The sequence below is a fragment of the Luteimicrobium xylanilyticum genome, assembly GCF_009429125.1.
Taxonomy (GTDB): domain Bacteria; phylum Actinomycetota; class Actinomycetes; order Actinomycetales; family Cellulomonadaceae; genus Luteimicrobium; species Luteimicrobium xylanilyticum.
Map to the genome: position 1 here is coordinate 1,754,013 of NZ_CP045529.1, position 26,549 is coordinate 1,780,561.

Annotated in this window: 16 protein-coding genes, 3 rRNA genes and 1 pseudogene; 19 read left to right on the forward strand and 1 reads right to left on the reverse strand. The window is 70.8% G+C overall.

Translation table 11 applies throughout. From position 1 onward, the window contains the following. The first annotated feature begins 45 nt into the window (after positions 1–45). The 4 genes from tyrS to rrf all read left to right on the forward strand — a co-directional run bounded on the left by tyrS (position 46) and on the right by rrf (position 7,433). The gene (gene tyrS, locus KDY119_RS07750) at positions 46–1,326 is read left to right on the forward strand and encodes a tyrosine--tRNA ligase (protein WP_036951237.1); all 1,281 of its coding nucleotides are present in this window, start codon (positions 46–48) and stop codon (positions 1,324–1,326) included. Positions 1,327–2,078: 752 nt separating this feature from the next. After that, positions 2,079–3,600 (forward strand): 16S ribosomal RNA (locus KDY119_RS07755). A 501-nt stretch (positions 3,601–4,101) separates the two neighbouring features. Continuing rightward, a 23S ribosomal RNA gene (locus tag KDY119_RS07760) occupies positions 4,102–7,213 on the forward strand. A 103-nt stretch (positions 7,214–7,316) separates the two neighbouring features. Continuing rightward, positions 7,317–7,433 (forward strand): 5S ribosomal RNA (rrf, locus tag KDY119_RS07765). The 16S, 23S and 5S rRNA genes sit together here, the layout of an rRNA operon. Positions 7,434–7,585: 152 nt before the next feature. Here rrf and KDY119_RS07770 read toward each other — a convergent pair. Further along, positions 7,586–8,287 (reverse strand): annotated as a pseudogene (locus KDY119_RS07770) (IS5 family transposase); the annotation flags it as partial. 179 nt (positions 8,288–8,466) lie between these two features. On the opposite strand from KDY119_RS07770, the gene istA reads away from it, so the two are divergent. The 15 genes from istA (at position 8,467) to KDY119_RS07840 (ending at position 26,525) form a co-directional block, all read left to right on the forward strand. After that, positions 8,467–10,002 carry an IS21 family transposase gene (istA, locus tag KDY119_RS07775; RefSeq protein ID WP_036955993.1) on the forward strand — a complete coding sequence of 512 codons (1,536 nt, stop codon included), beginning with the start codon at positions 8,467–8,469 and terminating at the stop codon, positions 10,000–10,002. After that, positions 9,999–10,763 carry an IS21-like element helper ATPase IstB gene (gene istB, locus KDY119_RS07780; RefSeq protein WP_036955996.1) on the forward strand — a complete coding sequence of 255 codons (765 nt, stop codon included), beginning with the start codon at positions 9,999–10,001 and terminating at the stop codon, positions 10,761–10,763. Before istA ends, istB begins: the two co-directional genes overlap by 4 nt. A 1,624-nt stretch (positions 10,764–12,387) precedes the next feature. Continuing rightward, positions 12,388–13,140 (forward strand): tetratricopeptide repeat protein, encoded by a 753-nt coding sequence (locus KDY119_RS07785; protein ID WP_051137063.1) that lies wholly within the window; start codon positions 12,388–12,390, stop codon positions 13,138–13,140. Continuing rightward, on the forward strand, positions 13,137–14,168 hold the full coding sequence (locus KDY119_RS07790) for an HAD-IIA family hydrolase (protein WP_153022156.1): 1,032 nt from the start codon (positions 13,137–13,139) through the stop codon (positions 14,166–14,168). The genes KDY119_RS07785 and KDY119_RS07790 overlap by 4 nt, the downstream gene beginning before the upstream one ends. Before the next feature lie 117 nt (positions 14,169–14,285). Beyond that, positions 14,286–14,450, forward strand: a complete 165-nt coding sequence (locus KDY119_RS18845; protein ID WP_194174376.1) for a hypothetical protein — start codon at positions 14,286–14,288, stop codon at positions 14,448–14,450. 3 nt (positions 14,451–14,453) lie between these two features. Beyond that, positions 14,454–15,389, forward strand: coding sequence for a TlyA family RNA methyltransferase (locus tag KDY119_RS07795; protein WP_153022157.1), 936 nt, complete (start codon positions 14,454–14,456; stop codon positions 15,387–15,389). Continuing rightward, a complete protein-coding gene (locus KDY119_RS07800; RefSeq protein WP_036944199.1) occupies positions 15,386–16,321 on the forward strand; it encodes an NAD kinase in 936 nt (311 codons plus the stop codon). The genes KDY119_RS07795 and KDY119_RS07800 overlap by 4 nt, the downstream gene beginning before the upstream one ends. After that, the gene (recN, locus tag KDY119_RS07805) at positions 16,322–18,079 is read left to right on the forward strand and encodes a DNA repair protein RecN (RefSeq protein WP_153022158.1); all 1,758 of its coding nucleotides are present in this window, start codon (positions 16,322–16,324) and stop codon (positions 18,077–18,079) included. It abuts the gene before it with no gap. 5 nt (positions 18,080–18,084) lie between these two features. After that, a complete protein-coding gene (steA, locus tag KDY119_RS07810; protein ID WP_153022159.1) occupies positions 18,085–19,266 on the forward strand; it encodes a putative cytokinetic ring protein SteA in 1,182 nt (393 codons plus the stop codon). Positions 19,267–19,361: 95 nt separating this feature from the next. Next, a complete protein-coding gene (locus tag KDY119_RS07815) occupies positions 19,362–20,354 on the forward strand; it encodes a copper transporter (RefSeq protein ID WP_153022160.1) in 993 nt (330 codons plus the stop codon). A 2-nt stretch (positions 20,355–20,356) separates the two neighbouring features. Continuing rightward, positions 20,357–21,202: a hypothetical protein gene (locus tag KDY119_RS07820; protein WP_227994565.1), complete on the forward strand. Its 846-nt coding sequence runs from the start codon at positions 20,357–20,359 to the stop codon at positions 21,200–21,202. Next, positions 21,199–22,890 (forward strand): murein biosynthesis integral membrane protein MurJ, encoded by a 1,692-nt coding sequence (gene murJ / locus KDY119_RS07825; protein WP_083890858.1) that lies wholly within the window; start codon positions 21,199–21,201, stop codon positions 22,888–22,890. The genes KDY119_RS07820 and murJ overlap by 4 nt, the downstream gene beginning before the upstream one ends. Beyond that, entirely contained in the window at positions 22,887–24,011 is a 1,125-nt protein-coding gene (locus KDY119_RS07830; RefSeq protein ID WP_153022161.1) for a glycosyltransferase, read from the forward strand. Before murJ ends, KDY119_RS07830 begins: the two co-directional genes overlap by 4 nt. Before the next feature lie 76 nt (positions 24,012–24,087). After that, positions 24,088–25,815: a CTP synthase gene (locus tag KDY119_RS07835; protein ID WP_051136586.1), complete on the forward strand. Its 1,728-nt coding sequence runs from the start codon at positions 24,088–24,090 to the stop codon at positions 25,813–25,815. After that, on the forward strand, positions 25,812–26,525 hold the full coding sequence (locus KDY119_RS07840) for an NUDIX domain-containing protein (protein WP_051136585.1): 714 nt from the start codon (positions 25,812–25,814) through the stop codon (positions 26,523–26,525). Before KDY119_RS07835 ends, KDY119_RS07840 begins: the two co-directional genes overlap by 4 nt. Positions 26,526–26,549 lie beyond the last annotated feature (24 nt).

Sequence of the window (26,549 nt, forward strand, 5' to 3'; positions counted from 1 at the left end):
CCGCCCAGCGCGCGCCCCGGTGGGGCGCCGGACGAAGGAGTGGTTGTGAGCGACGTTCTCGACGAGCTGCAATGGCGGGGCCTGGTGGCGCAGTCCACCGACGAGGCCGCGCTGCGCGACGCGCTGGGAGCAGGTCCGGTCACCTACTACTGCGGCTTCGACCCGACGGCGCCGAGCCTCCACCACGGCAACCTGGTCCAGCTGATCCTGCTGCGCCACCTGCAGCTCGCCGGGCACCGGTGCATCGCTTTGGTGGGCGGTGCGACGGGGATGATCGGGGACCCGCGCCAGTCGGGTGAGCGGGTGCTCAACGACAAGGAGACGGTGGCGGCCTGGGTGGAGCGGCTGAAGGCACAGATCGCGCCGATCCTGGACCTGGAGGGCGAGAACCCGGCGACGTTGGTCAACAACCTCGACTGGACTGCGCCGATGTCGGCGATCGACTTCCTGCGTGACGTCGGCAAGCACTACCGGCTCGGGACGATGCTGGCCAAGGACACGGTGGCGCGGCGGTTGTCGTCGGAGGACGGCATCTCCTTCACGGAGTTCAGCTACCAGATCCTGCAGGGGATGGACTACCTGCAGCTGTACCGCGACCACGGCGTGACGCTGCAGACGGGCGGCAACGACCAGTGGGGCAACCTGCTCTCGGGCGTCGAGCTGATCCGCAAGGTGGAGGGCGCCCACGTGCACGTGCTGACGACGCCGCTCATCACGAAGGCGGACGGCACGAAGTTCGGCAAGACGGAGGGCGGGGCCGTGTGGCTCGCGCCCGACATGATGTCCCCGTACGCCTTCTACCAGTTCTGGGTCAACGCCGACGACGCCGACGTGGTCCGCTTCCTGAAGGTGTTCACGTTCCGCTCGCGGGAGGAGATCGCCGAGCTGGAGCGGTCGGTCCAGGAGCGTCCGGCGGCGCGCGAGGCGCAGCGCGCCCTGGCATCGGACGTCACGACCCTCGTCCACGGCCCGGACGCGACGAAGGCGGTCATCGCGGCGAGCCAGGCGCTCTTCGGCCGCGGTGACCTCGCGGAGCTCGACGAGTCGACGCTCGCGTCAGCCGTGGCCGAGCTCCCGCGCGTGGACGTCGCGCCGGGGACGCCCGTCGTCGAGGCGTTCGTCGGCGCGGGCCTGGTGGCGGGGCGCTCGGCGGCACGACGAGCGATCGCCGAGGGCGGCGCCTACGTGAACAACGTCAAGGTGACGGGGGAGGACGCGACCCTCGATCCCGCGGAGCTGCTGCACGGGAGGTACGCGCTGCTGCGGCGCGGAAAGCGCACGCTCGCGCTCGCGGTGGTCGATCCCGAGGCGGCCGGCCGGCCGTAGGGACACGTTCACCGTCAGGCTGACGTCGGACGGGCACGACCATGAGGGCCGGGGCGGTGCACGCCCCGGCCCTCATGCGTCGGTGTCCCACCGGTCGAGGGCGGAGCAGCGCTGGCCGGCGGAGAGCGCAAGGGCCCGCGCCCAGCCGTCTGACCTGCGACGACGTGGTCGTCCGCAGGTGAGTCGGCCGACCCCGTGGGTCACGTCGGGCCCGAGCGCAAGGGGATTTGACCTCCGCCCCGTGCTCCCCGTAGTGTTCTCGACGTCGCCCGGCAGGGAGGAACGGACAGGCCAGTTTCGACTGGCGTGGCTGGTCCCCCGGGTACAACCCCTGAAGTCGATTCCACGGTCGCTCTGCGTCCGGAGACGGCCAGGGGCCTCGTCTCCCTCGCGGATCGCGGTTCGAGTCTTCCCCGGAAGATGCCGAGCTCGGTTTGCTGGTGGGGTGGGGGTCGGGTAAGATGGAGAAGTTGCCCCAGTGAGAGCCCGGGAGGGTTTGAGCGGGTGAGCGTCCGTTTCTTGAGAACTCAACAGTGTGCTTGATAGTCAATGCCAATGAACTCTTGTCGGGTTGCTGGTGCTGCTTCGGTGGTGTTGGTGGTCTGGTGGGGGTGTTTTTTGGACGAGAATCGAACCAGTTGGTTTGGTTCTGGCCAGTTTGATTGATCGCCTGCAGTTTTGTGGGTGTTCTTCGTATGGTTTGTTGACTGTGTCTGGCTCCTTGTGGGTTGGGTGTGGTTGGCGTTGAAACATTTACGGAGAGTTTGATCCTGGCTCAGGACGAACGCTGGCGGCGTGCTTAACACATGCAAGTCGAACGGTGAAGCCCAGCTTGCTGGGTGGATCAGTGGCGAACGGGTGAGTAACACGTGAGTAACCTGCCCCTGACTTTGGGATAACTCCGGGAAACCGGGGCTAATACCGGATATGAGCTCTTGCTGCATGGTGAGGGTTGGAAAGATTTATCGGTTGGGGATGGGCTCGCGGCCTATCAGCTTGTTGGTGGGGTGATGGCCTACCAAGGCGACGACGGGTAGCCGGCCTGAGAGGGCGACCGGCCACACTGGGACTGAGACACGGCCCAGACTCCTACGGGAGGCAGCAGTGGGGAATATTGCACAATGGGCGCAAGCCTGATGCAGCGACGCCGCGTGAGGGATGACGGCCTTCGGGTTGTAAACCTCTTTCAGCAGGGAAGAAGCGCAAGTGACGGTACCTGCAGAAGAAGCGCCGGCTAACTACGTGCCAGCAGCCGCGGTAATACGTAGGGCGCAAGCGTTGTCCGGAATTATTGGGCGTAAAGAGCTCGTAGGCGGTTTGTCGCGTCTGCTGTGAAATCCCGAGGCTCAACCTCGGGCTTGCAGTGGGTACGGGCAGACTAGAGTGCGGTAGGGGAGACTGGAATTCCTGGTGTAGCGGTGGAATGCGCAGATATCAGGAGGAACACCGATGGCGAAGGCAGGTCTCTGGGCCGCAACTGACGCTGAGGAGCGAAAGCATGGGGAGCGAACAGGATTAGATACCCTGGTAGTCCATGCCGTAAACGTTGGGCACTAGGTGTGGGGCTCATTCCACGAGTTCCGTGCCGCAGCTAACGCATTAAGTGCCCCGCCTGGGGAGTACGGCCGCAAGGCTAAAACTCAAAGGAATTGACGGGGGCCCGCACAAGCGGCGGAGCATGCGGATTAATTCGATGCAACGCGAAGAACCTTACCAAGGCTTGACATATACGAGAATCCGCTGGAGACAGCGGCCTCTTTGGACACTCGTATACAGGTGGTGCATGGTTGTCGTCAGCTCGTGTCGTGAGATGTTGGGTTAAGTCCCGCAACGAGCGCAACCCTCGTCCCATGTTGCCAGCGGGTTATGCCGGGGACTCATGGGAGACTGCCGGGGTCAACTCGGAGGAAGGTGGGGATGACGTCAAATCATCATGCCCCTTATGTCTTGGGCTTCACGCATGCTACAATGGCCGGTACAAAGGGCTGCGATACCGTAAGGTGGAGCGAATCCCAAAAAGCCGGTCTCAGTTCGGATTGGGGTCTGCAACTCGACCCCATGAAGTCGGAGTCGCTAGTAATCGCAGATCAGCAACGCTGCGGTGAATACGTTCCCGGGCCTTGTACACACCGCCCGTCAAGTCACGAAAGTCGGTAACACCCGAAGCCCATGGCCCAACCCTTGTGGGGGGAGTGGTCGAAGGTGGGACTGGCGATTGGGACTAAGTCGTAACAAGGTAGCCGTACCGGAAGGTGCGGCTGGATCACCTCCTTTCTAAGGAGCTTTTGCTTCTGTCGAGCGCTGCCGGCTACTGGTCTGGTCCCCATTGGTGGGGTCGGGTGGTGGTTGGTGGTCATGCCGGTGCCGAGCGTGTGCCGGGTGGTTGCTCGTGGGTGGAACATTGACGAGGTCGTGCCCTGGGGTGCGGTCGCTGCTAGTACTGCTGGTGTCTTCCTTCGGGGGGGTGCGGGTGTGGAAGGTGGTGGCCGGCTGCGGGGTGGGGCCGGTGAGCACACTGTTGGGTCCTGAGGAAGCGGCCGCGTGTCGCCTGGTTGGTCGTGAGGCTGGTCGGGTGGTGGTTGTTGCCTTGTGGTGCGGGCCGTGGCGAGATCTCATGCCTGGGGTGTGGGTGAGCTGCGGGATCGTCGGTTGCTTGAGAACTGTACAGTGGACGCGAGCATCTTTGTGAAACACGAAGCATGCCTGGGGGTCATCCTTCTTTTTGGGGGGGTGGCCCGGGGGTGTGCGACCGTGGTTTCTGCAATTTTGTTGTTGAGTTAAGTTTTTAAGGGCACAGGGTGGATGCCTTGGCACCAGGAGCCGAAGAAGGACGTTGTAGCCTGCGATAAGCCTCGGGGAGTTGGCAAACGAACCGTGATCCGAGGATGTCCGAATGGGGAAACCCGGCCGCAGTCATGTGCGGTCACCTGCACCTGAATATATAGGGTGTGTGGAGGGAACGCCGGGAAGTGAAACATCTCAGTACCGGCAGGAAGAGATATTCCGTGAGTAGTGGCGAGCGAAAGCGGAGCAGGCCAAACCGTGCACGTGTGAAAGCTGTCAGGCGTTGCGTGTGCGGGGTTGTGGGACCTTTCTGGATCTGCTGACACGGGTCCGGGGAGTCAGAAAGCCGCGTTATAGTCGAAGGGCATTGAAAGGCCCGGCACAGAGGGTGCGACCCCCGTAGACGAAATGGCGTGGCCTCCCGAAGGGGATCCCAAGTAGCACGGGGCCCGAGAAATCTCGTGTGAATCTGGCAAGACCACTTGCTAAGCCTAAATACTACCTGGTGACCGATAGCGGACTAGTACCGTGAGGGAAAGGTGAAAAGTACCCCGGGAGGGGAGTGAAATAGTACCTGAAACCGTGTGCCTACAATCCGTTGGAGCCTCCTTGGCAGGGGTGACAGCGTGCCTTTTGAAGAATGAGCCTGCGAGTTAGTGCTCAGTGGCGAGGTTAACCCGTGTGGGGAAGCCGTAGCGAAAGCGAGTCCGAACAGGGCGACCATAGTCGCTGGGTCTAGACCCGAAGCGAAGTGATCTAGCCATGGGCAGGCTGAAGCGCGGGTAAGACCGCGTGGAGGGCCGAACCCACCAGGGTTGAAAACCTGGGGGATGACCTGTGGTTAGGGGTGAAAGGCCAATCAAACTTCGTGATAGCTGGTTCTCCCCGAAATGCATTTAGGTGCAGCGTCACGTGTTTCTTGCCGGAGGTAGAGCTACTGGATGGCCGATGGGCCCTACAAGGTTACTGACGTCAGCCAAACTCCGAATGCCGGTAAGTGAGAGCGTGGCAGTGAGACTGCGGGGGATAAGCTCCGTAGTCGAGAGGGAAACAGCCCAGACCACCAGCTAAGGCCCCTAAGCGTGTGCTAAGTGGGAAAGGATGTGGAGTTGCACAGACAACCAGGAGGTTGGCTTAGAAGCAGCCACCCTTGAAAGAGTGCGTAATAGCTCACTGGTCAAGTGATTCCGCGCCGACAATGTAGCGGGGCTCAAGTACACCGCCGAAGCTGTGGCATTCACATATTGCTAGGCCTTCGTGGTCCAGGCGTGTGGATGGGTAGGGGAGCGTCGTGTGGGCAGTGAAGCTGCGGGGTAACCCAGTGGTGGAGCCTACACGAGTGAGAATGCAGGCATGAGTAGCGAAAGACGGGTGAGAAACCCGTCCGCCGAATGACCAAGGGTTCCAGGGCCAGGCTAATCCGCCCTGGGTAAGTCGGGACCTAAGGCGAGGCCGACAGGCGTAGTCGATGGACAAGGAGTTGAGATTCTCCTACCGGCGAAGAACCGCCCATACCGAGCCCGGTGATGCTAAGCGCCCGAATCCCCCCGCCGTTCCTTCGGGAACACTGGGTGGGCCTAGCGCGCGACCCGATCCGGTAGTAGGTAAGCGTATTAACAGGGGTGACGCAGGAAGGTAGCCCGGCGTGGCGATGGTTGTCCACGTCCAAGGTCGCAGGGTGAGCAGCAGGCAAATCCGCTGCTCGTGGAGCCCGAGGGCCGATGGTGACCGCATCAGCGGGATAACAGGGTGATCCTATGCTGCCAAGAAAAGCCTCGGCGCGAGGTTCTAGCCGCCCGTACCCCAAACCGACTCAGGTGGTCAGGTAGAGAATACTAAGGCGATCGAGTGAATCGTGGTTAAGGAACTCGGCAAAATGCCCCCGTAACTTCGGGAGAAGGGGGGCCCCAAGCGTGAAGCCGCTTGCCGGCTAGCGTGGAGGGCCGCAGAGACCAGGGAGAAGCGACTGTTTACTAAAAACACAGGTCCGTGCGAAGTCGCAAGACGATGTATACGGACTGACGCCTGCCCGGTGCTGGAAGGTTAAGAGGACGGGTCAGCCCCCTTGGGGGCGAAGCTCAGAATTTAAGCCCCAGTAAACGGCGGTGGTAACTATAACCATCCTAAGGTAGCGAAATTCCTTGTCGGGTAAGTTCCGACCTGCACGAATGGCGTAACGACTTCTCCGCTGTCTCAACCGCGAACTCGGCGAAATTGCACTACGAGTAAAGATGCTCGTTACGCGCAGCAGGACGGAAAGACCCCGGGACCTTTACTATAGCTTGGTATTGGTGTTCGGTGCGGCTTGTGTAGGATAGGTGGGAGACGGTGAAGCGCACGCGCCAGCGTGTGTGGAGTCAACGTTGAAATACCACTCTGGTCGCTCTGGACTCCTAACCTCGGTCCGTGATCCGGATCAGGGACAGTGCCTGGTGGGTAGTTTAACTGGGGCGGTTGCCTCCTAAAATGTAACGGAGGCGCTCAAAGGTTCCCTCAGCCTGGTTGGCAATCAGGTGGCGAGTGCAAGTGCACAAGGGAGCTTGACTGTGAGACTGACAGGTCGAGCAGGGACGAAAGTCGGAACTAGTGATCCGGCGGTGGCTTGTGGAAGCGCCGTCGCTCAACGGATAAAAGGTACCCCGGGGATAACAGGCTGATCTTGCCCAAGAGTCCATATCGACGGCATGGTTTGGCACCTCGATGTCGGCTCGTCGCATCCTGGGGCTGGAGTAGGTCCCAAGGGTTGGGCTGTTCGCCCATTAAAGCGGTACGCGAGCTGGGTTTAGAACGTCGTGAGACAGTTCGGTCCCTATCCGCTGCGCGCGCAGGAAACTTGAGAAGGGCTGTCCCTAGTACGAGAGGACCGGGACGGACGAACCTCTGGTGTGCCAGTTGTTCCGCCAGGAGCACCGCTGGTTAGCTACGTTCGGAAGGGATAACCGCTGAAAGCATCTAAGCGGGAAGCCTGCTTCAAGATGAGGTTTCCAACCCCGTAAGGGGGAGAGGCACCCAGCTAGACCACTGGGTAGATAGGCCGGATGTGGAAGCGGGGACCAAAGACCCGTGGAGCTGACCGGTACTAATCAGCCGACAACTTACCAACAACATGTCATGTTTCGCGTCCACTGTGCGGTTCTAGAGCCACCGGCACACCCACCCCCGGGACACACACCCCGGGGGCAGGGCCCCGAACAGGTTCATAGAGTTACGGCGGTCATAGCGAAGGGGAAACGCCCGGTCCCATTCCGAACCCGGAAGCTAAGCCCTTCAGCGCCGATGGTACTGCCCTGGTGACGGGGTGGGAGAGTAGGACGCCGCCGAACACCCATTCAACCGAAGGCCACCCCACCCGGGGTGGCCTTCGGCATATCCGCACCCGACCAGACCGACGGGCTCCACCGCGAGGCCCGGCTCGACGGGGACGCGTACGGCTGTCGGCGTCGTCGATGGCCTGAGAGGGCGTCTGGGAACTCGGTCAGCGGGTGAGGCGTCGGCTCAGTTGCCAGGTCGATGCGGCCCAGATCATGGCTTCGTGGACCTCGGGCAGGGTCTCGTAGTCGCGCACGAGGCGGCGGTGCTTGGTCAGCCATGCGAAGGTGCGTTCCACGACCCAGCGGCGGCGGAGCAGGACGAAGCCTTTGGCGGCCTCGGGGCGTTTGACCACGCCGATCGCGAGGTTCCAGATCTTCTTCGCGTCGGTGACGAATCTGCCCGCGTACCCGCCGTCGGCCCAGACCAGCTCGATCGTGGAGAACGCCTCGCGCAGGCGTGCGGTGATGCGGAACGCGCCGTCACGGTCCTGCAACGACGCGACCGTGACGACCACCGCGAGCAGGAGGCCGCCGGTGTCTACCGCGAGATGTCGCTTGCGGCCCTTGGTCTTCTTGCCTGCGTCATACCCGCTGGAGGCGTTCGGGACGGTGTCGGCACCGCGCACGGTCTGGGAGTCGATCACTGCCGCGGTCGGCCACGGCCCGCGACCGTCCCGGGCTCGGGCTCGTTCACGCAGTGCGGCGTAGACCCGGCACCATGCCCCGGCCCGTGACCAGGCCCGGAACCGGGCATACACCGTCTGATACGGCGGGAAGTCGGCCGGTAGCTGACGCCAGGAGATCCCGCCCCGGATCAGGTAGAAGACCGCGTCCAGGACCAGACGCCGGTCCCACTTCTCGGCCCGTCCGCCCTTGCCTGAGTGTGGTCACCTGAAGTGGCCCCACCTGGTGCCGGTTTCGTCGCGGATTCTGGCCCCGTTTGGGGTCGTGGGTGCGCGGGTCGGGTGGGTTCGCGTGTCGTCACGAATGTTGGCCCCACCCCGGGGTTCAGATCTTCTCGACAAGGGTTGTCGGGGAGGTCGGGATGGTCAGGTCCAGGGTGGAGCTGTTCGAGGAGATCCGTGTTGATCACCGCCGGGAGGGGCTCTCGATCCGGGAGCTCGCTGCGCGGCACAAGGTCCACAGGCGCACGGTGCGGGCGGCGTTGGCCTCGCCGGTCCCGCCTGCGCGTAAGGAGTACTCGCCGCGGGGCCGGCCCGCGGTCGACCCGTTCCGGGACGTGATCGACGCCTGGCTGGTCGCGGACGCGGCGGCACCTGTCAAGCAGCGGCACACGGCCCGGCGGGTCTGGCAGCGGCTCGTGGCTGAGCACGGGGCGGACGTGTCGGAGGTCAGCGTCTCGCGGTATGTCGCCGTGCGGCGCCGTGAGTTGGGCTTGGACAAGGTCGAGGTGTTCGTCCCGCAGGCCCACGACCCGGGCGCGGAGGCCGAGGTCGACTTCGGGGAGTTCCACGTCTTGCTCGCGGGAGCGGACGTGAAGGTCTGGATGTTCGCGATGCGGCTGTCCGCGTCGGGCAAGGCGTTCCACTACGGGTTCGCGAACCAGGCGTCCGAGGCGTTCTTGGAGGGGCACGTGCGTGCTTTGGCCTACTTCGGTGGAGTGCCGGCCCGGGTCCGGTATGACAACCTCAAGCCCGCGGTGGTCCGGATCCTCAAGGGTCGTGACCGGGAGGAGAACGACCGGTTCACCGCGTTGCGCAGCCACTACGGGTTCGACTCGTTCTTCTGTATCCCGGGCAAGGAAGGGGCCCACGAGAAGGGCGGCATCGAGGGCGAGATCGGCCGGTTCCGCCGCCGCCACCTGACGCCCGTGCCGCAGGTGGCCTCGATGGGCGCCCTGAACGATCTGATCGCCGCGGGTGACGACGCGGACGACGACCGGGTGATCACCGGGCACCACGCATGCGTGGGGGTCGAGTTCGCCGCCGAGGCCCAGGCGCTGTTGCCGCTGCCCGGTGAGGGGTTCGACCCGGCGACGATCTTGTCCGCGAAGGTCGACTCACGGTCGCGGGTGTGCGTGCGTCAGGCCTACTACTCGGTCCCGGTGCGTTACGTCGCCCGGCGCCTGACCGTGCGCCTGGGCGCGACCAGCGTCGAGGTCTGCGACGGGGCCCAGACCGTGGCCACCCACGAGCGGGCCACCGCGAAGTACGTCGATGTCCTGGACCTGGACCACTACCTGGAGATCCTCGCAAGGAAGCCCGGCGCGCTACCGGGCGCGAGCGCTCTCGAGCAGGCCAAGAAGGCCGGGGTGTTCACGCTCGCGCACCAGGCCTACTGGGACGCGGCCCGGGCCAAACGCGGAGACGGGCCGGGCACGAGGGACCTGATCGAGATCCTCCTGGCCCAGCGCACCCTGCCCGCCGCGGCACTCGAGGCCGCGATGCGCACCGCCGTTGACACCGGGGTGATCGAGGCGGCCTGCGTGATCATCGATGCCCGCCGCGGCGCCGAACCACCCGTCGCGCCCGTGATCGACCTCGGCGCCGTGGCCCGTTACGACCGGCCCGCCCCGACCCTGGACGGCTACGACACCCTGCTCACCGGGAGCGACCGATGACCAGCGAGGACGCCGCCCTGGCCGCGATCAACGTCGCCACCAGGGACCTGTTCTTGCCGACCGTGCGCGCCGAGGCCGGGCCCCTGGCCGCCGGCGCGCTGCGTGAGCAGCGCACCCACCTGGCCTACCTCGCCGACGTGTTGACCGCGGAAGTCGACGCCCGCGCCGAACGCCGCCGCGCCAGGCGGATCAAGGAAGCCAAGTTCCCCCGCACCAAACGCCTCGCGGACTTCGACACCTCCCGTTCCGCGGTCGACGGTGCGACCCTCGCCGCCCTGGCCACCGGAACCTACCTCGACGCCGGCGAACCCGTGGTCCTGCTCGGTGACTCGGGCACTGGCAAGACCCACCTGCTCATCGCGCTCGGCATCGCGGCCTGCGAGCTGGGCAAGGCCGTGCGCTACACCACCTGCGCGAACCTCATCAACGAGCTCGTCGAAGCAGCCGACGACCGGCAACTGGCCCGCACCGTGGCCCGCTACGCGCGCCTGGACCTGCTCTTGCTCGACGAGCTCGGCTACGTCCACGCCGACCCCCGCGGCGCCGAGTTCCTCTTCCAGATCATCACCGAACGCGAGGAGAGGTCCTCCATCGCGATCGCCACCAACCTGCCCTTCAGCGAATGGGGCACCGTGTTCCCCGACCCCAGGCTCGTCGCCGCGATCGTCGACCGCGTGACCTTCAACGCCCACATCCTGCAAACCGGGACCGAGTCCTACCGCCTCCGCATCACCAAAACACGCGCCCCACGCAACAAGTAGCACTACCGTGCAGGGGCCAGAATTCACGACGACAAGTGGGGCCAGAAGACTTGACTACACGCACTTGCCGCCCGTGTTCCCCGGCGCCGGCAACCAAGGCTCGATCAGTGCCCACTGGGCGTCCGTGATCGACGACGACGGGTAGAAATGGCGCCGGCCCGGCGTGCCCGGGCGCCCGCGGTGGGCCGGGCACGACGAACAACCACACTTCGGGGATACTGGCACGCGAACTCCTGGTAGCAGCGGTCGGTCTCGACAACCCCACTTCTACCAGGAGTTCCTCACATACCGGACATCACACCCACCCTGGTCACGAGTTCACAGACGCCCTCTGAGAGGGATTTCGGCCGGGCGCGCAGGTCCAGGTCGCGCGCCATGGGAGAATGGCTCCTGCATGTCGATTCCCTGAGCTCCGCAGGCATGCGAGTGCCCCGGGCGTCTCTGCGGAGTTCTCGGGACCGTGCCGGGGCGCGGTCCGGGCGGGCCCGGTAGGGAGGAACGTCATCCCCTCGTAGCGACCGAGATCATGCGTGCCTCTCGGCCTGCGGAACGCCCCCGGCGCGCGGCGCCACCAAGCGCACGACAGGATCAAGAACAGCGAAGCGCGTCGGGGTGACCCGCGGACACGCGCACGGAACGAGGAGCTACCCACGTGAGCGATCAGCCGGCCAGGTCGGACCGAGGCGAGGACGAGCGCCGTCGACGCGAGGGATCCGTAGAGCGTCGAGAGTCTGACGGACGAGAGCGGCGTGGTCGTGACGGGCGCGGCGCCGGGCGGCCCGACGCGGCGGGACGGCGCGACCGTTCCTCGTACGATCGCCGGGGCGGCGACGCGCGCGGACGCGGTCAAGGAGGTTCGTCGTACGCGCGTGAGGGGAACGGGCACGCGCGGACGGGCGACGGGTCCGGATCGCGGGGTGACGGCGCGCGTCGTGGCTACGGCCGGGGCGACGGCGACCAGCCGGGCCGCGGGTCGCGCTCGGCCGCTCGACCGCAGTACGGACGAGGCGACGGCGATCGTCGCCCTTCCTACGGGCGGGACGACCGTGCGGATCGGCCGGCGTGGCGGCGCGACGACGAGGGTCGCCGGCCCGACCGCGGCGCACGCTCGGGCGACGAGCGTGGAGACCGTGGTGGCGACCGTCGAGGTTCGTACGGCGACGACAGGCGGTACGGCGGAGGGAACGCAGACCGTCGCGGACCGGGTGCTACCGGCTCGAGTGCACGTCGCGGCGAGCGCGGAGCCGGCACCGGACGCGAACGCCGCCCGTTCGACGCTGAACGAGGGCCGCGACGCGGGACCGGCGCATTCTCGTCCTCACGAGACGACCGTGGCGCGGCCGATCGGCGGAGCGAGGGGCAACGATTCGACCGGCCGCGCCGTGAGGGTGAGCGAGGCGGGGACGATCGCCAGGCGAGAGCCGGGGCATACGAGGGGGCTCGCGGCGGGGGCAGTCGTCCGAACCGCGGCACGTCCTACCCGAGCCGTGGTGGCGCCCACGACCGTGGTGCGGCTGACCGCCGGGGTGGACCCCGTCGGGACCGCGACGACCGCTCGTCGCGCGAGTCCCGCCCGCCCCGTGCCTTCGAGGACCGGCCGCGCGGTCCCGAGCTCCCGGACGACGTGACGATCTCTCAGCTCGATCGTGACGTCCGTGGCCGCCTCCGCGGGCTCACGAAGGACAACGCGGAGACCGTCGGGCGGCACCTGGTGATGACGGGGCGACTGCTCGACACCGACCCGGAGCTCGCCTACGAGCACGCGCAGGCTGCCGTGCGCCGGGCCGGGCGCATCGACGTCGTGCGTGAGGCTGCCGGCCTCGCCGCGTACCGTCTCGGCAACTACGCGGAGGCGCTCCGCGAGCTGCGGACCGTCCGCCGGCTCAACGGCTCGTCCGAGCACCTTCCGGTGATGGCCGATGCGGAGCGCGGGCTGGGGCGTCCCGAGCGCGCGCTCGACCTCGCACGCTCTCCCGAGGCCGAGACGCTCGACGCGTCCGGACGGACCGAGCTCGCGCTCGTCGTGGCGGGCGCCCGCCTCGACCTGGGCCAGGCGGAGGCCGCCCTCGCGGTCGTCGACTCGATCCCGGCACGCGATGTGCCGAGCGTCGAGCTGCGGCACCGGGTGGACGAGGTGCGGGCGGACGTCCTCGACGCGCTCGGGCGCACCGACGAGGCGGCGGCGCTCCGGCTCGTGCTCGGCGAGCCCGACGACGAGATCGTCGTCGTCGACCTCGAGGAGGACGATGACCAGGCCGACGCGGACGAGGAGCGTGCCAACGAGGAATTGACCGCGGACCCGGAGCCCGGTGACGCGGAGGTCGCGGTCGACAGCGGGCCTTCCGACGACGCATCCTCCGACGAGGGCGCTCGGTGAGCGCCGGGCTCCGTGGCTCGGACCGGCCTCTCGTCGAGCTCCACGACATCGCGCTCGTGGACCTGGACGGCGTCGTCTACAAGGGGCACGAACCGGTGCCGCACGCTGCGTCTAGCCTGACGCGGGCGCGAGAGGGCGGGCTCGCGCTGCAGTTCGTGACGAACAACGCCTCGCGCGAGCCGGAGACGGTCGCCGAGCAGCTGACCTCGCTCGGGATCGCGACCCGGCCCGACGAGGTGTTCACGGCCGCGCAGGCGGGTGCTGCGCTCCTCACGACGCGGCTCGCACCCGGCGCGCGCGTCCTCGTCGTCGGCGGCGCCGGCCTGCACACGGCTGTCCGGGCCGCGGGCTACGTCGTCGTCGAGTCGGCGACCGACCGGCCCGACGCCGTCATCCAGGGCTTCGCGCCGACGCTCGGTTGGGCGGATCTCGCCGAGGCCGCGTACGCGGTGGCCGGCGGGGCGTGGTTCGTGGCGACCAACCTCGACTTCTCGCTGCCCACGGACCGGGGCTACGCGCCCGGGAACGGGGCGTTGGTCGGTGCGGTGCAGGCGGCGACGGGCGTGCGGCCGGACAGCGCCGGCAAGCCCGAGCCCACGATGTACCGGCTCGCGGTCGAGCGCACGGGTGCACGGTCGCCGCTCGTCGTCGGGGACCGGCTGGACACCGATCTCGCGGGGGCGCGTGCCGCCGGGTACCCCGGCCTGCACGTGCTCACGGGTGTCAGCTCGGCGCGCGACGCGGTGCTGGCGCGCCCGGGCGAGCGCCCCGACTACCTGGGCGCGGACCTCCGCGCGCTCACCGAGGCCCATCCTTTGCCCACCCGCGCCGAGGCGTGGTGGGCGTGCCGTGGCGCCGGCGCGCGCGTCGTCGACGGCGCGCTCGAGGTCCGCGGCGACGGTGTCGACGCAGCCCGTGCCGCGTGCGCGGCCGCATGGGACGCGGTGGACCGCGGCGAGGCCCTCGACGCCGACACGGTCCCTGCGCTGGCTGTGGGTTCCGCCCGCGAGGGGGCATCGGACGGGTAGCGTTGTGCCGCCGGAACCGTTGCCGTCCGCTCCCTCGGAGAGCGGACGCAGGGCGCACGGCAGCGTGACAAGGAGCAACGCCGCGGCCCGGCCGCGGCCACACCGACGGGAGAGCAGATGACCAGCGACGCCGTGTACGACGCCCCGACCGGGGACGAGACGGTCGACGGCGCCGTCGGCCGGCTGCGCGAGGTGGGCGAGCTCCCCCTGCGCGAGCAGGTCGCGGTCTTCGAGGCGGTGCACGCGGCCCTGCAGGATCGCCTGTCGGAGACCGAGGGCTGACACGTGGCGGCAAGGCTCGACGCCGAGCTGGTCCGCCGCGGGCTGGCGCGGTCACGGCGTGAGGCCGCGGCGTTGGTGGCTGCGGGACGGGTGCGCGTCGGCGGTGCGACCGTGACGCGTCCTGCGGCGCGCGCGGACGGCGACCTCGAGGTCGACCGGCCCGCGGGAGACGCCGGTTGGGCCTCGCGCGCCGCGCACAAGCTCGAGGGTGCCCTCGCCGCGCTCGACGCGGCGGGGATCGAGGTGCCGGTAGCCGACGCCGCCTGCCTCGACCTCGGCGCCTCGACCGGTGGCTTCACCGACGTGCTGCTGCGCCGCGGGGCGCGCCGTGTCGTGGCCGTGGACGTCGGGCACGACCAGCTCGTCGACCGGCTGCGGACGGACGACCGCGTCGACGTGCGCGAGGGCGTGAACGCTCGCGACCTCGAGAAGGCGGACCTGGGCGAGCCCCCTGCCGTCGTCGTGGGTGACCTGTCGTTCATCTCGCTCGGGCACGTGCTGCCCGCCGTGGGGCGGGTGGCCGCAGCCGACGGCTCTGCGCTGCTCCTGGTCAAGCCGCAGTTCGAGGTCGGGCGCGACCGGCTCGGTGCGGGCGGCGTGGTGCGTAGCCCTGCGCTGCGCGAGGACGCGGTGCTGGGCGTCGCCGAGGCGGCGGCGCGGTCCGGGTGGACCGTGCGCGCCGTCGTGCCGAGCGCACTGCCGGGCCCGCACGGCAACCGCGAGTTCTTCCTCCTGCTGGTGCGTCCGGCATCGGTCCTGGGCCGGGCGCCTGGAGGCCCGGACGAACCCTCGCCTGGGTTGCGTGATGCCGTCCGCGCTGCGGTCGCGGCGCGCGTGGAGCCGGCGACCGACGACTGGAGCGCACCGCCGACGCCGACGGCCTACGCCGTCGGCACCGAGCTCGACCACGACGACAACGACGAGGGGGTGGGCGCGTGAGCGCACGCAAGGTGGTCATCGTGGCGCACGGCGGGCGGCCGGAGGCGCTCGCGGCCCTCACCGAGACGATCCGTGAGCTGCAGGCGGCGGGCTTCGAGGCGGTCCTGCACGACGACGACCTCGCCGAGGCGTTCGGGGACCCCGTCGACGTGGTGCGCTCGCGCGAGGGCGTGGGCGACGCCGAGCTGGTCCTCGTCCTGGGAGGCGACGGGACGATCCTGCGTGCGGCTGAGCTCACGCACGGCACGGGCGTGCCGCTGCTCGGGGTGAACCTGGGACACGTCGGTTTCCTCGCCGAGTTCGACCGGGAGGATCTGCGTCTGGCGGTACAGCGGCTCGCCGCAGGGGAGTACACGGTCGAGGAGCGCGGTGTCCTCGAGGTGACCGTGACACGTCCGGGGGAGGACGAGCCGCTGCGCGGCTGGGCGCTCAACGAGGCGACCCTCGAGAAGGCCGACCGGTCGCGCATGATCGAGGTGGCGATCGCCGTCGACGGGCGACCGTTGTCGTCGTTCGGGTGCGACGGTGTCGTGCTGTCCACGGCGACCGGTTCGACGGCGCACGCGTTCTCCGCGGGGGGACCGGTCGTCTGGCCCGACGTCGACGCGATGCTGCTCGTGCCGATCGCCGCGCACGCGCTGTTCGCCCGCCCGCTCGTCGTGGGGCCGTCGTCGTCGCTCGGGCTCGAGATCCTCACGACGTCGGTGTCGCCTGGCATGCTCACCTGCGACGGGCGGCGACGGGTCGACATGCCCGTCGGGTCGCGGGTCGAGGTGCGTCGCGGCCCGCAGCCGATCCGGCTCGCGCGCCTGAACCGGGCGCCCTTCACGGACCGGCTCGTCGACAAGTTCGCGCTGCCCGTCGTGGGCTGGCGCCAGCTCGCGGCGTCGCGCGCGGCGCACGAGAGCCCGACGGCAGGGAAGGAGGACTGAGTGCTCGAGGAGATCTCGATCGAGAACCTCGGCGTCATCGACTCCGCCCGGATCGGGCTCGGCGCCGGCCTCACCGTCATCACGGGGGAGACCGGGGCAGGGAAGACGATGCTGCTCACCGGCCTGTCGCTGCTCATGGGTGGGCGTGCGGACCCGGCGACGGTGCGTCCCGGCGCCGAGAAGGCCGTCGCGGAAGGGCGGCTGCGCGTCCCGGAGGGCTCGCCCGCGGCCGCCGTCGTCGACGAGGCGGGCGGGACGCTCGACGACGACGGCACGGTCGTCGTCGTGCGCACGGTCGCCGCGGAGGGGCGGTCACGCGCGCACGTGGGCGGTCGCGGGGTGCCGCAGGCCGTCCTGGCGGACCTGGCCGCGGAGCTCGTGACCGTGCACGGCCAGGCCGACCAGCTGCGCCTGCGGGCACCCGCCCAGCAGCGCGGGGCCCTCGACGCGTTCGCCGGCGCAGCGCACGCGGCGACGCTCGGGCGGTACCGCACCGCCTGGACCGAGCGTGCCGCGGTCGCGGCCCGGCTCGAGGAGCTCACGGGCGCGGCGCAGGACCGCGCACGCGAGGCCGAGCTGCTGCGGCTCGGGCTCGCCGAGGTCGAGCGGGTCGACCCGCAGCCCGGCGAGGACGGGGCGCTCGACGCCCAGGTCGCGCGCCTCACGAACGTCGAGGACCTGCGCACGGCCGCCCAGCTCGCGCACGACGCGCTCACCGGGCTCGAGGAGGCGGACGCCCAGGCGGGCGCCGTCGTGCTGCTCGACCAGGCATGGCGCGCCCTCGACGGAGCCGCCGGCCAGGACCCGGCGCTCGCAGGGCTCGCGGCGCGCGTCCACGAGGCGGCGTACGCGCTGCAGGATGCCGCGACCGAGCTGGCCTCGTACGTCTCGGACCTCCAGGCCGACCCGGCGGCGCTCGAGAGCGCGCACGAGCGTCGCGCGGCTCTGACGGCGCTCACGAGGTCCTACGGCACGACGATCGACGAGGTCCTGGCCTGGGCACGTGACGCCGGCCTGCGCCTGCTGGACCTCGAGGACGACGGGAGCCGCGTCGAGGAGGCCAGGGAGCGCCTCGGCGCGCTGGACGACGAGCTGCAGCGCCTCGCCGCGGAGCTCACGGCCGGACGGCGCCGAGCCGCGGACGAGCTCGCCGAGGCGGTGACCACGGAGCTCGCGGGCCTCGCCATGGCGGGCGCGCGACTCGAGGTGCGGGTCGCCGAGGCGGACGAGCTGGGGGCGTGGGGCGCCGACGTCGTGACGCTCGAGCTCGTGCCGCACGCCGGCGCGCCCGCGCGGCCGCTGGGCAAGGGCGCGTCGGGGGGCGAGCTGTCGCGCGTCATGCTGGCCATCGAGGTCGCGCTCGCCGAGCGGCACGGGGACGGCACGGACGCGCCTCTGCCGGCCTTCGTGTTCGACGAGGTCGACGCCGGCGTCGGCGGTCGGGCGGCGGTCGAGGTGGGCCGCAGGCTCGCCGAGCTGGCACGCCGGGCGCAGGTGATCGTCGTCACGCACCTCGCCCAGGTGGCGGCCTTCGCGGACACCCACGTCGTCGTCGCCAAGTCGACGAGCGACGACCCGTCCGCGGGCGAGTCGCTGCCGGTCACCGCCTCGGACGTGCGCGCCGTCGTCGGAGATGAGCGGGTCCGTGAGCTCGCGCGCATGCTCTCGGGCCAGGAGGACTCGGACGCCGCACTGCGGCACGCCGCCGAGCTGCTGGAGGCCGGGCGGCCGGCCGCCGCGCCGGACGTGGGACGATAGCCCCGATGAGACTCACGCTGCGCAGGCCGCCGTCCGACCAGGACGCGAGCGACGTCCAGGGCCCCGCGAGGATCGACCGGCGCACCAAGGCGCTGACGAAGCGGCTCGCACCGGGGGACGTCGCGGTCATCGACCACGAGGACATCGACCGCGTCGCGGCCGACGCCCTCGTGTCGGCGCGCCCGGCCGCCGTCCTCAACGCCGCGCGTTCCATCTCGGGCCGGTACCCGAACCTCGGTCCGCAGGTGCTCGTCGAGGCGGGCATCCCGCTCGTCGACGACCTGGGTCCCGCGATCATGGCGCTGCGCGAGGGCACCCGGGTGCGCGTCGACGGGGACGACGTGTACGCGGGCGGCGAGCTCGTCGCGTCCGGGAAGGGTCAGGACGTCTCGAGCGTGCTCGAGGCGATGGACGCCGCGCGCGAGGGGTTGTCCGCCGAGCTCGAGGCTTTCGCGGCCAACACCATGGAGTACCTGATCCGTGAGAAGGACCTCCTGCTCGACGGCGTCGGCGTGCCCGAGATCAGCACGCCGATCGACGGTCGGCACGTCCTCATCGTCGTGCGGGGCTACCACTACCGCGAGGACCTGCAGATCCTGCGCCCGTACATCACCGACTACCGCCCGGTGCTGGTCGGGGTGGACGGCGGGGCCGACGCGATCCTCGACGAGGGGTTCAAGCCCGACCTCATCGTCGGGGACATGGACTCCGTCTCCGACCGCGCGCTCGCGTGCGGCGCGGAGATCGTCGTGCACGCCTACCGTGACGGCCGCGCACCCGGCCTCGAGCGCGTCCAGGAGCTCGGCGTCGACCCCGTCGTCTTCCCGGCGACGGGCACGAGCGAGGACATCGCGATGCTCATCGCCGACGACAAGGGCGCCGAGGTGATCGTGGCGGTCGGCACCCACGCGACGCTCGTCGAGTTCCTCGACAAGGGCCGCGCCGGCATGGCCAGCACGTTCCTCACGCGCCTGCGTGTCGGCAGCAAGCTCGTCGACGCCAAGGGCGTGTCCCGGCTGTACCGCTCGACGATCTCGAACGTCCAGCTCGTCCTGCTCTCGCTCGCGGGCCTCCTCGCCGTCGTGGCGGCGCTCGCCGCGACCGCCGCGGGGCAGACCCTGCTCGGCCTCCTCGGGGCGCGGTTCGACGACGTCTGGTCGTGGGTCCGCTCGCTCTTCGGCGGCTGAGCCCCCCTGGGACGGCAGGTCGAGCGAGCCTGCCGCCCCTGCCCCGGACCCGAACCCTCGTCGGCGCCGCCCGACCGTGACCCAGAAAGCGCTCCGTGATCAACTTCCGGTACCACGTCGTCTCCCTGATCTCCGTGTTCCTCGCGCTCGCGGTGGGGATCATCCTCGGCGCCGGCCCGCTCAAGGAGTCCATCGGCAACCAGCTCAGTGGGCAGGTGTCGTCGCTGCGCGCCGAGAAGGAGCAGCTCCGCACGGACCTCGACGACGCGCGGACCTCCGCGGACCGCGGCACGACAGCCATCGGAGCGCTCGCGCCGACGGTCCTCGACGGGGTGCTCGCCGACGACCAGGTCACGGTCGTGGAGGTCAGTCCGGACCTCGACGACGAGTTCAAGGCCGTCTCCACCCAGCTCAAGGCCTCGGGTGCCGACGTGCGCGGCCGGATCCGGCTCGAGTCCGCGTGGCTCAGCGAGTCCGGCGCCGACGCGCGCAAGCAGGGCGTCGAAGCCGCGCTCGCGGCGGGCCTGCCGCTCGACACGACGGCGTCCGAGGAGCAGCAGCTCGCCCAGGCGCTCGCACTGTCGTTGACGATGTCGACGAGCGCGACGGACCACCAGCTCGCGGCGGCGGCACGGACGACGCTCAAGGCGCTCGCCGACGCGAAGCTCGTGACGGTCGAGCGGACGCCGACCGTCGCCTCGACCGCGCTGCTCGTGCTCGCGGGATCGGCCGACTCCCAGCCCGACACGGACGGCACGACCGCGCCGACGGACGCGAAGAGCCTGGCGTTTGCGCAGGCACGCGAGGAGGAGGTGGTCGTGGCGCTGCACACGAGCGTCCCCGGCACGATCGTCGCCGGGCCCGCGGGCGAGTCGGACAGCCTGGTCGCCGCGGTCCGTCACGACGGCGACCTCCAGGTCCTGGTGAGCACCGTCAGCGGCGTCGCGACCCTCATCGGTCAGGTCAGCGTGCCGCTCGCGCTCGCCGACCAGGCGCAGGGCACCGTCGGTCACTACGGCTTCGACGACGGCGCCACACAGGCCCTGCCTCCGCGCCCCGCCGCCACGACCGACTCGAAGAAGGGCTGACGGTGGCGCGGGCAGGGTTCGGCCGGGCGCTCGCGGGCGCCGCGACCGCCGCAGCGGCGACCGTCGCGGCCCGTGCGCTCGTCGCGCGGCGCGTGCCGGGCGGCGCCGAACGCTGGGAACGGACCAACCACCGCGGCGAGCCCGTGAGCATGCTCGAGGGCCCGTCGGTCGCGGCGGGGCTGACGGCGGGAGCGGTGACCGCGCTCGACGGTCGTGTCGGCGCGGCGGCCGTGCTCGCGACGGCCGGGGGAGCGGCGTTCGGCGTGGTCGACGATCTCGCGGAGGACACGTCGCGCCGGACCAAGGGCCTGCGCGGTCACCTGGGGGCGCTCGCGCACGGTGAGCTGACGACCGGTGGCCTCAAGGTCCTGGGCATCGGGGCGACGGCCTTCGTCGCCGCGTGCGTCCGGGGCTCCCGCGGGCGAGAGGGGGCAGGCGGCCGCGCGTTCGACATCGTCGTGGACACGGCCCTGGTCGCCGGGACGGCGAACCTGCTCAACCTGCTCGACCTGCGCCCCGGGCGGGCGCTCAAGGCTGCCGCCGGTGCGTCCGTGCTGCTCGCGCCGCTCGCGCCGTCGACGGCGGCGGCGGCCGGACCGGTCCTGGGCTCCGCCGCGGCTGCCGCGTCCCGCGACCTCGCCGAGCGCGACATGCTCGGCGACGGCGGTGCGAACGCGCTGGGCGCCCTCGTGGGGGTCCAGGCGACCGGGTTGCCGCGCGCCGCCCGGGTCGCGGTCCTCGCGGGCGTCGTCGGGCTCACGGTCGCGAGCGAGCGCGTGAGCTTCTCCGCCGTGATCGACCGGACGCCCGCGCTCCGGGCCCTCGACCGGCTCGGGCGCCGGGGGTGAGCGTCCCCGCACGGCTGCGGGGCGCGACGCAGAGCCTGGCGGGCGCCGCGCTGCTCATCACGGTCGTGACGATCGCGAGCCGGCTGCTGGGCTTCGCACGCCAGCTCGTCCAGGCCTCCGAGGTCGGTACCGTCGGGGTCGGCACGGCCTACGCGAGCGCGAACCTCCTGCCCAACATCCTGTACGAGGTCGCGGCGGGCGGTGCGCTCGCCGGAGCCGTCGTCCCGGTCCTCGCGGGGGCCATCGCGCGCCGGGCGCGGCTCGACGTGAACCGCTCCGCGTCGGCTCTTCTGACGTGGGCGCTCGTGGTGCTCGTGCCCCTCGGGCTCGTGATGCTCGTGTTCGCCGGCCCGATCGCCTCCCTGATCCCGCACGTCGGACACGGCGAGACCGCCGCGACGACGACCTACTTCCTGCGGGTGTTCGCGCTCCAGATCCCGCTGTACGGCGTCGGGTTCGTGCTCTCGGGCGTGCTGCAGGCGCACAAGCGGTTCTTCTGGCCGGCCGCCGCGCCCATGCTCTCGAGCGTCGTCGTGATCGGCGCCTACCTGGTGTTCGGCCACCTCGACGCCGACCCCACGGACGTCGCGGCGGCGTCGCGGTCCGCGCTCGCCTGGCTCGCGTGGGGGACCACGGCGGGTGTGGCCGCGATGTCGCTGCCCCTGTTCGTCCCCGCGTGGCGCACGGGCACGTCGCTCCGCCTCACGTTCCGGTTCCCGCCGGGCCAGGCGGCACGGGCCCGCCGGCTCGCTCTGGCGGGCGTCGGGGCCGTCGTCGCGCAGCAGGTCGCGTCGCTCGCCATCCTGTGGGCGGCGAACCGGTGGGGCGGCGACGGCGCGTTCCCCGTGTACCAGTACGCGCAGGCCGTCTACGTCCTCCCGTACGCCGTGCTCGCCGTGCCTCTCGCGACGAGCACGTTTCCGCGCCTCGCGGAGCGTGCGTCGCTCGGCGACCACGCCGGGTTCTCCCGGCTCGTGGCACCCACGACCAGGATCGTCCTCACCGTGACCGCGGTCGGGGTGGCGGCGCTCGTAGCGGCGAGCGACGCCGTGCAGGCGTTCTTCGCCACGTTCACCCCGGGCGGGGTCGCGGGCATGGCCGCGACCGTCGCGTGGCTCGCGCCCGGCCTGCTGGGCTTCGCGCTCGTCTTCCACCTGTCGCGGGTCCTGTACTCGCTCGACCACGGCCGCGCCGCGGTGCGGGCGACGGCGCTCGGGTGGGGCGTCGTCGTCGTCGGGGCGCTCGTGCTCCCGCCCGTGCTCGCGCGGGGGGCGTCGGACGCCGTCCGGACGCTCGAGGGCATCGGGGTCGCGTCGAGCCTCGGGATGACGGTCGCGGGCGCTGCACTGCTGTGGGCGGTCCACCGCTACGCGCCGGGCCGTCCGCTCGCCGGCGTGGCCCGGACCGTGGCCGTGCTGGCCGTCGGGGCGGCGCTGGGCTCCCTCGCCGGGCTCCTGACGAGCAACGTGCTCCTGCCCGACGACGCCGGGTCCCTCAGGACGCTCGCCTCCGGCCTCGAGTCGCTCGGCGTGGGTCTCGTCGCCGCCGTCGTCGGGGCGGTGGTCGTCGTGGTCGCCTCGCTCGTGGGGGACCGCCCGACGCTGCGGGGCCTCGCGTCCCTGCGCGGCAGCGACGCGGCCGTCGTCCCGCCCGACGGCCAGGGGACCGGGGACGAGGAGGACGCATGAGGGTGCTGCAGATCCTGGGATCGAGTGCGGGCGGGGTCGGCCGGCACGTGGGACAGGCCGCGGACGCGCTCCGGGCTGCCGGGCACGACGTGGTGGTCGCGGGGCCCGCCTCGGTGCGCCCCCTCGTCGGCGAGGACGTCGCTTTCGAGGCCGTCGAGATCACGGACCGGCCGCGCCCCGGCGACGTGGCCGTCGTCCGGCAGCTCGCCGCGCTCCGACGCGGCGCCGACGTCGTGCACGCGCACGGGTTGCGCGCCGGGGCGCTCGCCGTGCTCGCGGTGCGCGGTCTCGGCCGCGCGCCCGACGACGGGGCGCGCACGCCGCGGGTCGTCGTCACGCTGCACAACCTGCCCGTGGGCGGGCGCGCCGTGCGCGGGGTCTCCGCGGTCCTCGAGCGCGTCGTCGGACGGGGCGCCGACGTGGTCCTGGGGGTGAGCCCCGACCTCGTCGCGCTCGCGACGGCCCGGGGCGCGCGGCGGGCCGAGCTCGCGCTCGTCCCCGCGCCCCGCGCCGTGGCCGCTGCCGACGGCGCAGCACGGGCTCGCCGCACCCGCGAGGCGCTCGGCGTGACCGGTGACGAACGCCTCCTCGTCACGGTCGGGCGCCTGGCACCGCAGAAGGGCCTCGGCGCCGCGGTCGCGGCGGCCCGGGAGCTCGCACGGACGCCGCACGCGTTCCGCTGGGTCGTCGCGGGCGACGGCCCGCTCCGCGGCGAGCTCGAGGCCGAGATCCGCGCGTCCGGGGTACCCGTCGAGCTCCTGGGCGCGCGCGACGACGTCGGGGCGCTCCTCGCCGCCGCCGACGTCGCCGTCAGCACCGCGCGCTGGGAAGGCCAGCCCCTGTGGCTGCAGGAGGCGCTCGCGCAGGGCGCGGCGATCGTCGCGACCGACGTCGGTGGCACGCGTGCCGTCGTCGGCGACGGGGCCGTGCTCGTGCCGTCGCAGCCCCGGGCCGCGCTGGCGGGCTCGCTCGCGGCGTCGATCGCGGGACTGCTGTCCGACGACGCGGCGCGCGACGCGCTGCGCGCCCGCGCCCGGGCGCGGGCGGCACGGCTGCCCACGGGTGCGGACGTCGTCGAGCAGCTCGAGGCCGTCTACCGGCCCGGACGCGCGCACGGCTGAGGACCGCCGCGCGCGGGACGGAACTCACAGCGCGCCCTCCCGGCACCGCTCCCGGCCGCTGTTAGGATGGAGTTCCGTGGCAGATCACTCGAGCAGGCTCCCCAACCGCCCCGGAACCGCGCACCGACTCCGCGCGGACTCCCCGACCCGACACATCTTCGTCACGGGGGGTGTGGCCTCCTCCCTCGGCAAGGGCCTGACGGCCTCGAGCCTCGGGCGCCTCCTGCGGGCCCGCGGTCTGCGGGTCAAGATGCAGAAGCTCGACCCGTACCTCAACGTCGACCCGGGCACGATGAACCCGTTCCAGCACGGCGAGGTGTTCGTCACCGAGGACGGCGCGGAGACGGACCTCGACATCGGGCACTACGAGCGCTTCCTCGACGTCGACCTCGAGGCGTCGGCGAACGTCACCACCGGCCAGGTGTACTCGAACGTCATCGCGAAGGAGCGGCGCGGGGAGTACCTCGGCGACACCGTCCAGGTCATCCCGCACATCACCGACGAGATCAAGGCCCGCATGCGTGCGCAGGCCGGCGACGACGTCGACGTGATCATCACCGAGATCGGCGGCACCGTCGGCGACATCGAGTCGCAGCCGTTCCTCGAGGCCGCGCGCCAGGTACGCCACGACGTCGGCCGCGACGACGTGTTCTTCCTGCACGTCTCGCTCGTCCCGTACATCGGCCCGTCGGGCGAGCTCAAGACCAAGCCCACGCAGCACTCGGTCGCCGCGCTGCGCAGCATCGGCATCCAGCCCGACGCGATCGTCCTGCGGTGCGACCGCGAGGTTCCCGAGTCCACGAAGCGCAAGATCGCGAACTTCACGGACGTCGACGAGGAGGCCGTCGTCACCGCCAAGGACGCGCCGAGCATCTACGACATCCCGCGCGTCCTGCACTCCGAGGGCCTCGACGCGTACGTCGTGCGCCGCCTCGGCCTGCCGTTCCACGACGTCGACTGGGCCGGCTGGGACGACCTGCTGCGTCGCGTGCACGAGCCCGCGCACGAGGTCGAGGTCGCGCTCGTCGGCAAGTACGTCGATCTGCCCGACGCCTACCTGTCCGTGACCGAGGCGCTGCGGGCCGGCGGCTTCCACCACGACGCGAAGGTGCACGTGCGCTGGGTCGCCTCGGACACCTGCGAGACGCCCGAAGGTGCCCGCAAGCACCTCGGCGGCGCGGACGCGGTCCTGATCCCCGGCGGTTTCGGGGTCCGGGGGATCGAGGGCAAGCTCGGCGCGCTGCGCTGGGCCCGCGAGAACAAGGTCCCGACGCTCGGCATCTGCCTCGGCCTCCAGTCGATGGTCATGGAGTACGCCCGCACCGTGCTGGGGCTGGCCGACGCGTCGTCGTCCGAGTTCGACCCCGACACCAAGCACCCCGTGGTCGCGACCATGGAGGAGCAGCTCGCGATCGTCGGCGGCGACGGCGACCTGGGCGGGACCATGCGGCTCGGCTCGTACGAGGCCGCTCTGACCCCCGGCTCGGTCGTCGCGACGGCGTACGGGACCGAGCGCGTCTCCGAGCGGCACCGGCACCGGTACGAGGTCAACAACGCCTATCGCAAGCAGCTCGAGGACGCGGGCTTCGTCATCTCCGGCACGAGCCCGGACGGGTCGCTCGTCGAGTTCGTCGAGCTGCCCGCCGACGTGCACCCGTACTACGTCGCGACGCAGGCGCACCCCGAGTTCAAGTCGCGCCCGACGCGCTCGCACCCGCTGTTCGCGGGTCTCGTCGGTGCGGCGCTCGCCGTCCGCTCGGGCGCCGCGGAGCCCGCCGAGGACGTCGCAGCCGAGGCGCTGTGAGCACCCCTCGGGAGGCCGCGGGCCACGAGCCCGTCGTGCGGGACGTCGTCGCGCCGCGACCCGTCGTGCGGCGCGAGCTCGTCCACCACGGCCGGATCTGGGACGTCGTCGCCGACGACGTCGACCTCGGCGGCGGGACCGTCGTCTCGCGCGAGATCGTCGACCACCCGGGCGCGGTCGCGGTCGTCGCGCTCGACGACGACGGCCGGGTCCTCCTGCTGCGCCAGTACCGGCACCCCGTCCGACGCGAGCTGTGGGAGGTCCCGGCCGGGCTCCTCGACGTCGCAGGCGAGCCGGCCGACGTCGCGGCGGCGCGCGAGCTCGGCGAGGAGGCGGACCTGCGGGCCGCCCGCTGGGACGTGCTCGTGGACTACTACACGAGCCCCGGTGGGAGCTCCGAGGCGCTGCGGGTGTTCCTCGCCCGCGACCTGTCGGCCGTGCCCGACGCCGAACGGCACGTCCGCGAGGACGAGGAGCGCGACATCGAGCTCCGATGGGTCGCGCTCGACGACGCCGTGGACGCCGTCCTCGGCGGTGCGGTGCACAACCCGTCGGCCGTCGTCGGCGTGCTCGCGGCGCACGCCGCCCGGGCGGCCGGGTGGTCGACGCTCCGCCCCGCCGACTCCCCGTGGCCCGAGCGGCGCACCGCGACGATGACGGAGCGCGCCGCGACCGACGTGCGTGGCGCGGGCGCGGCTGACCAGGGATGACGCGCACGCCGTCGGGACGCGGGG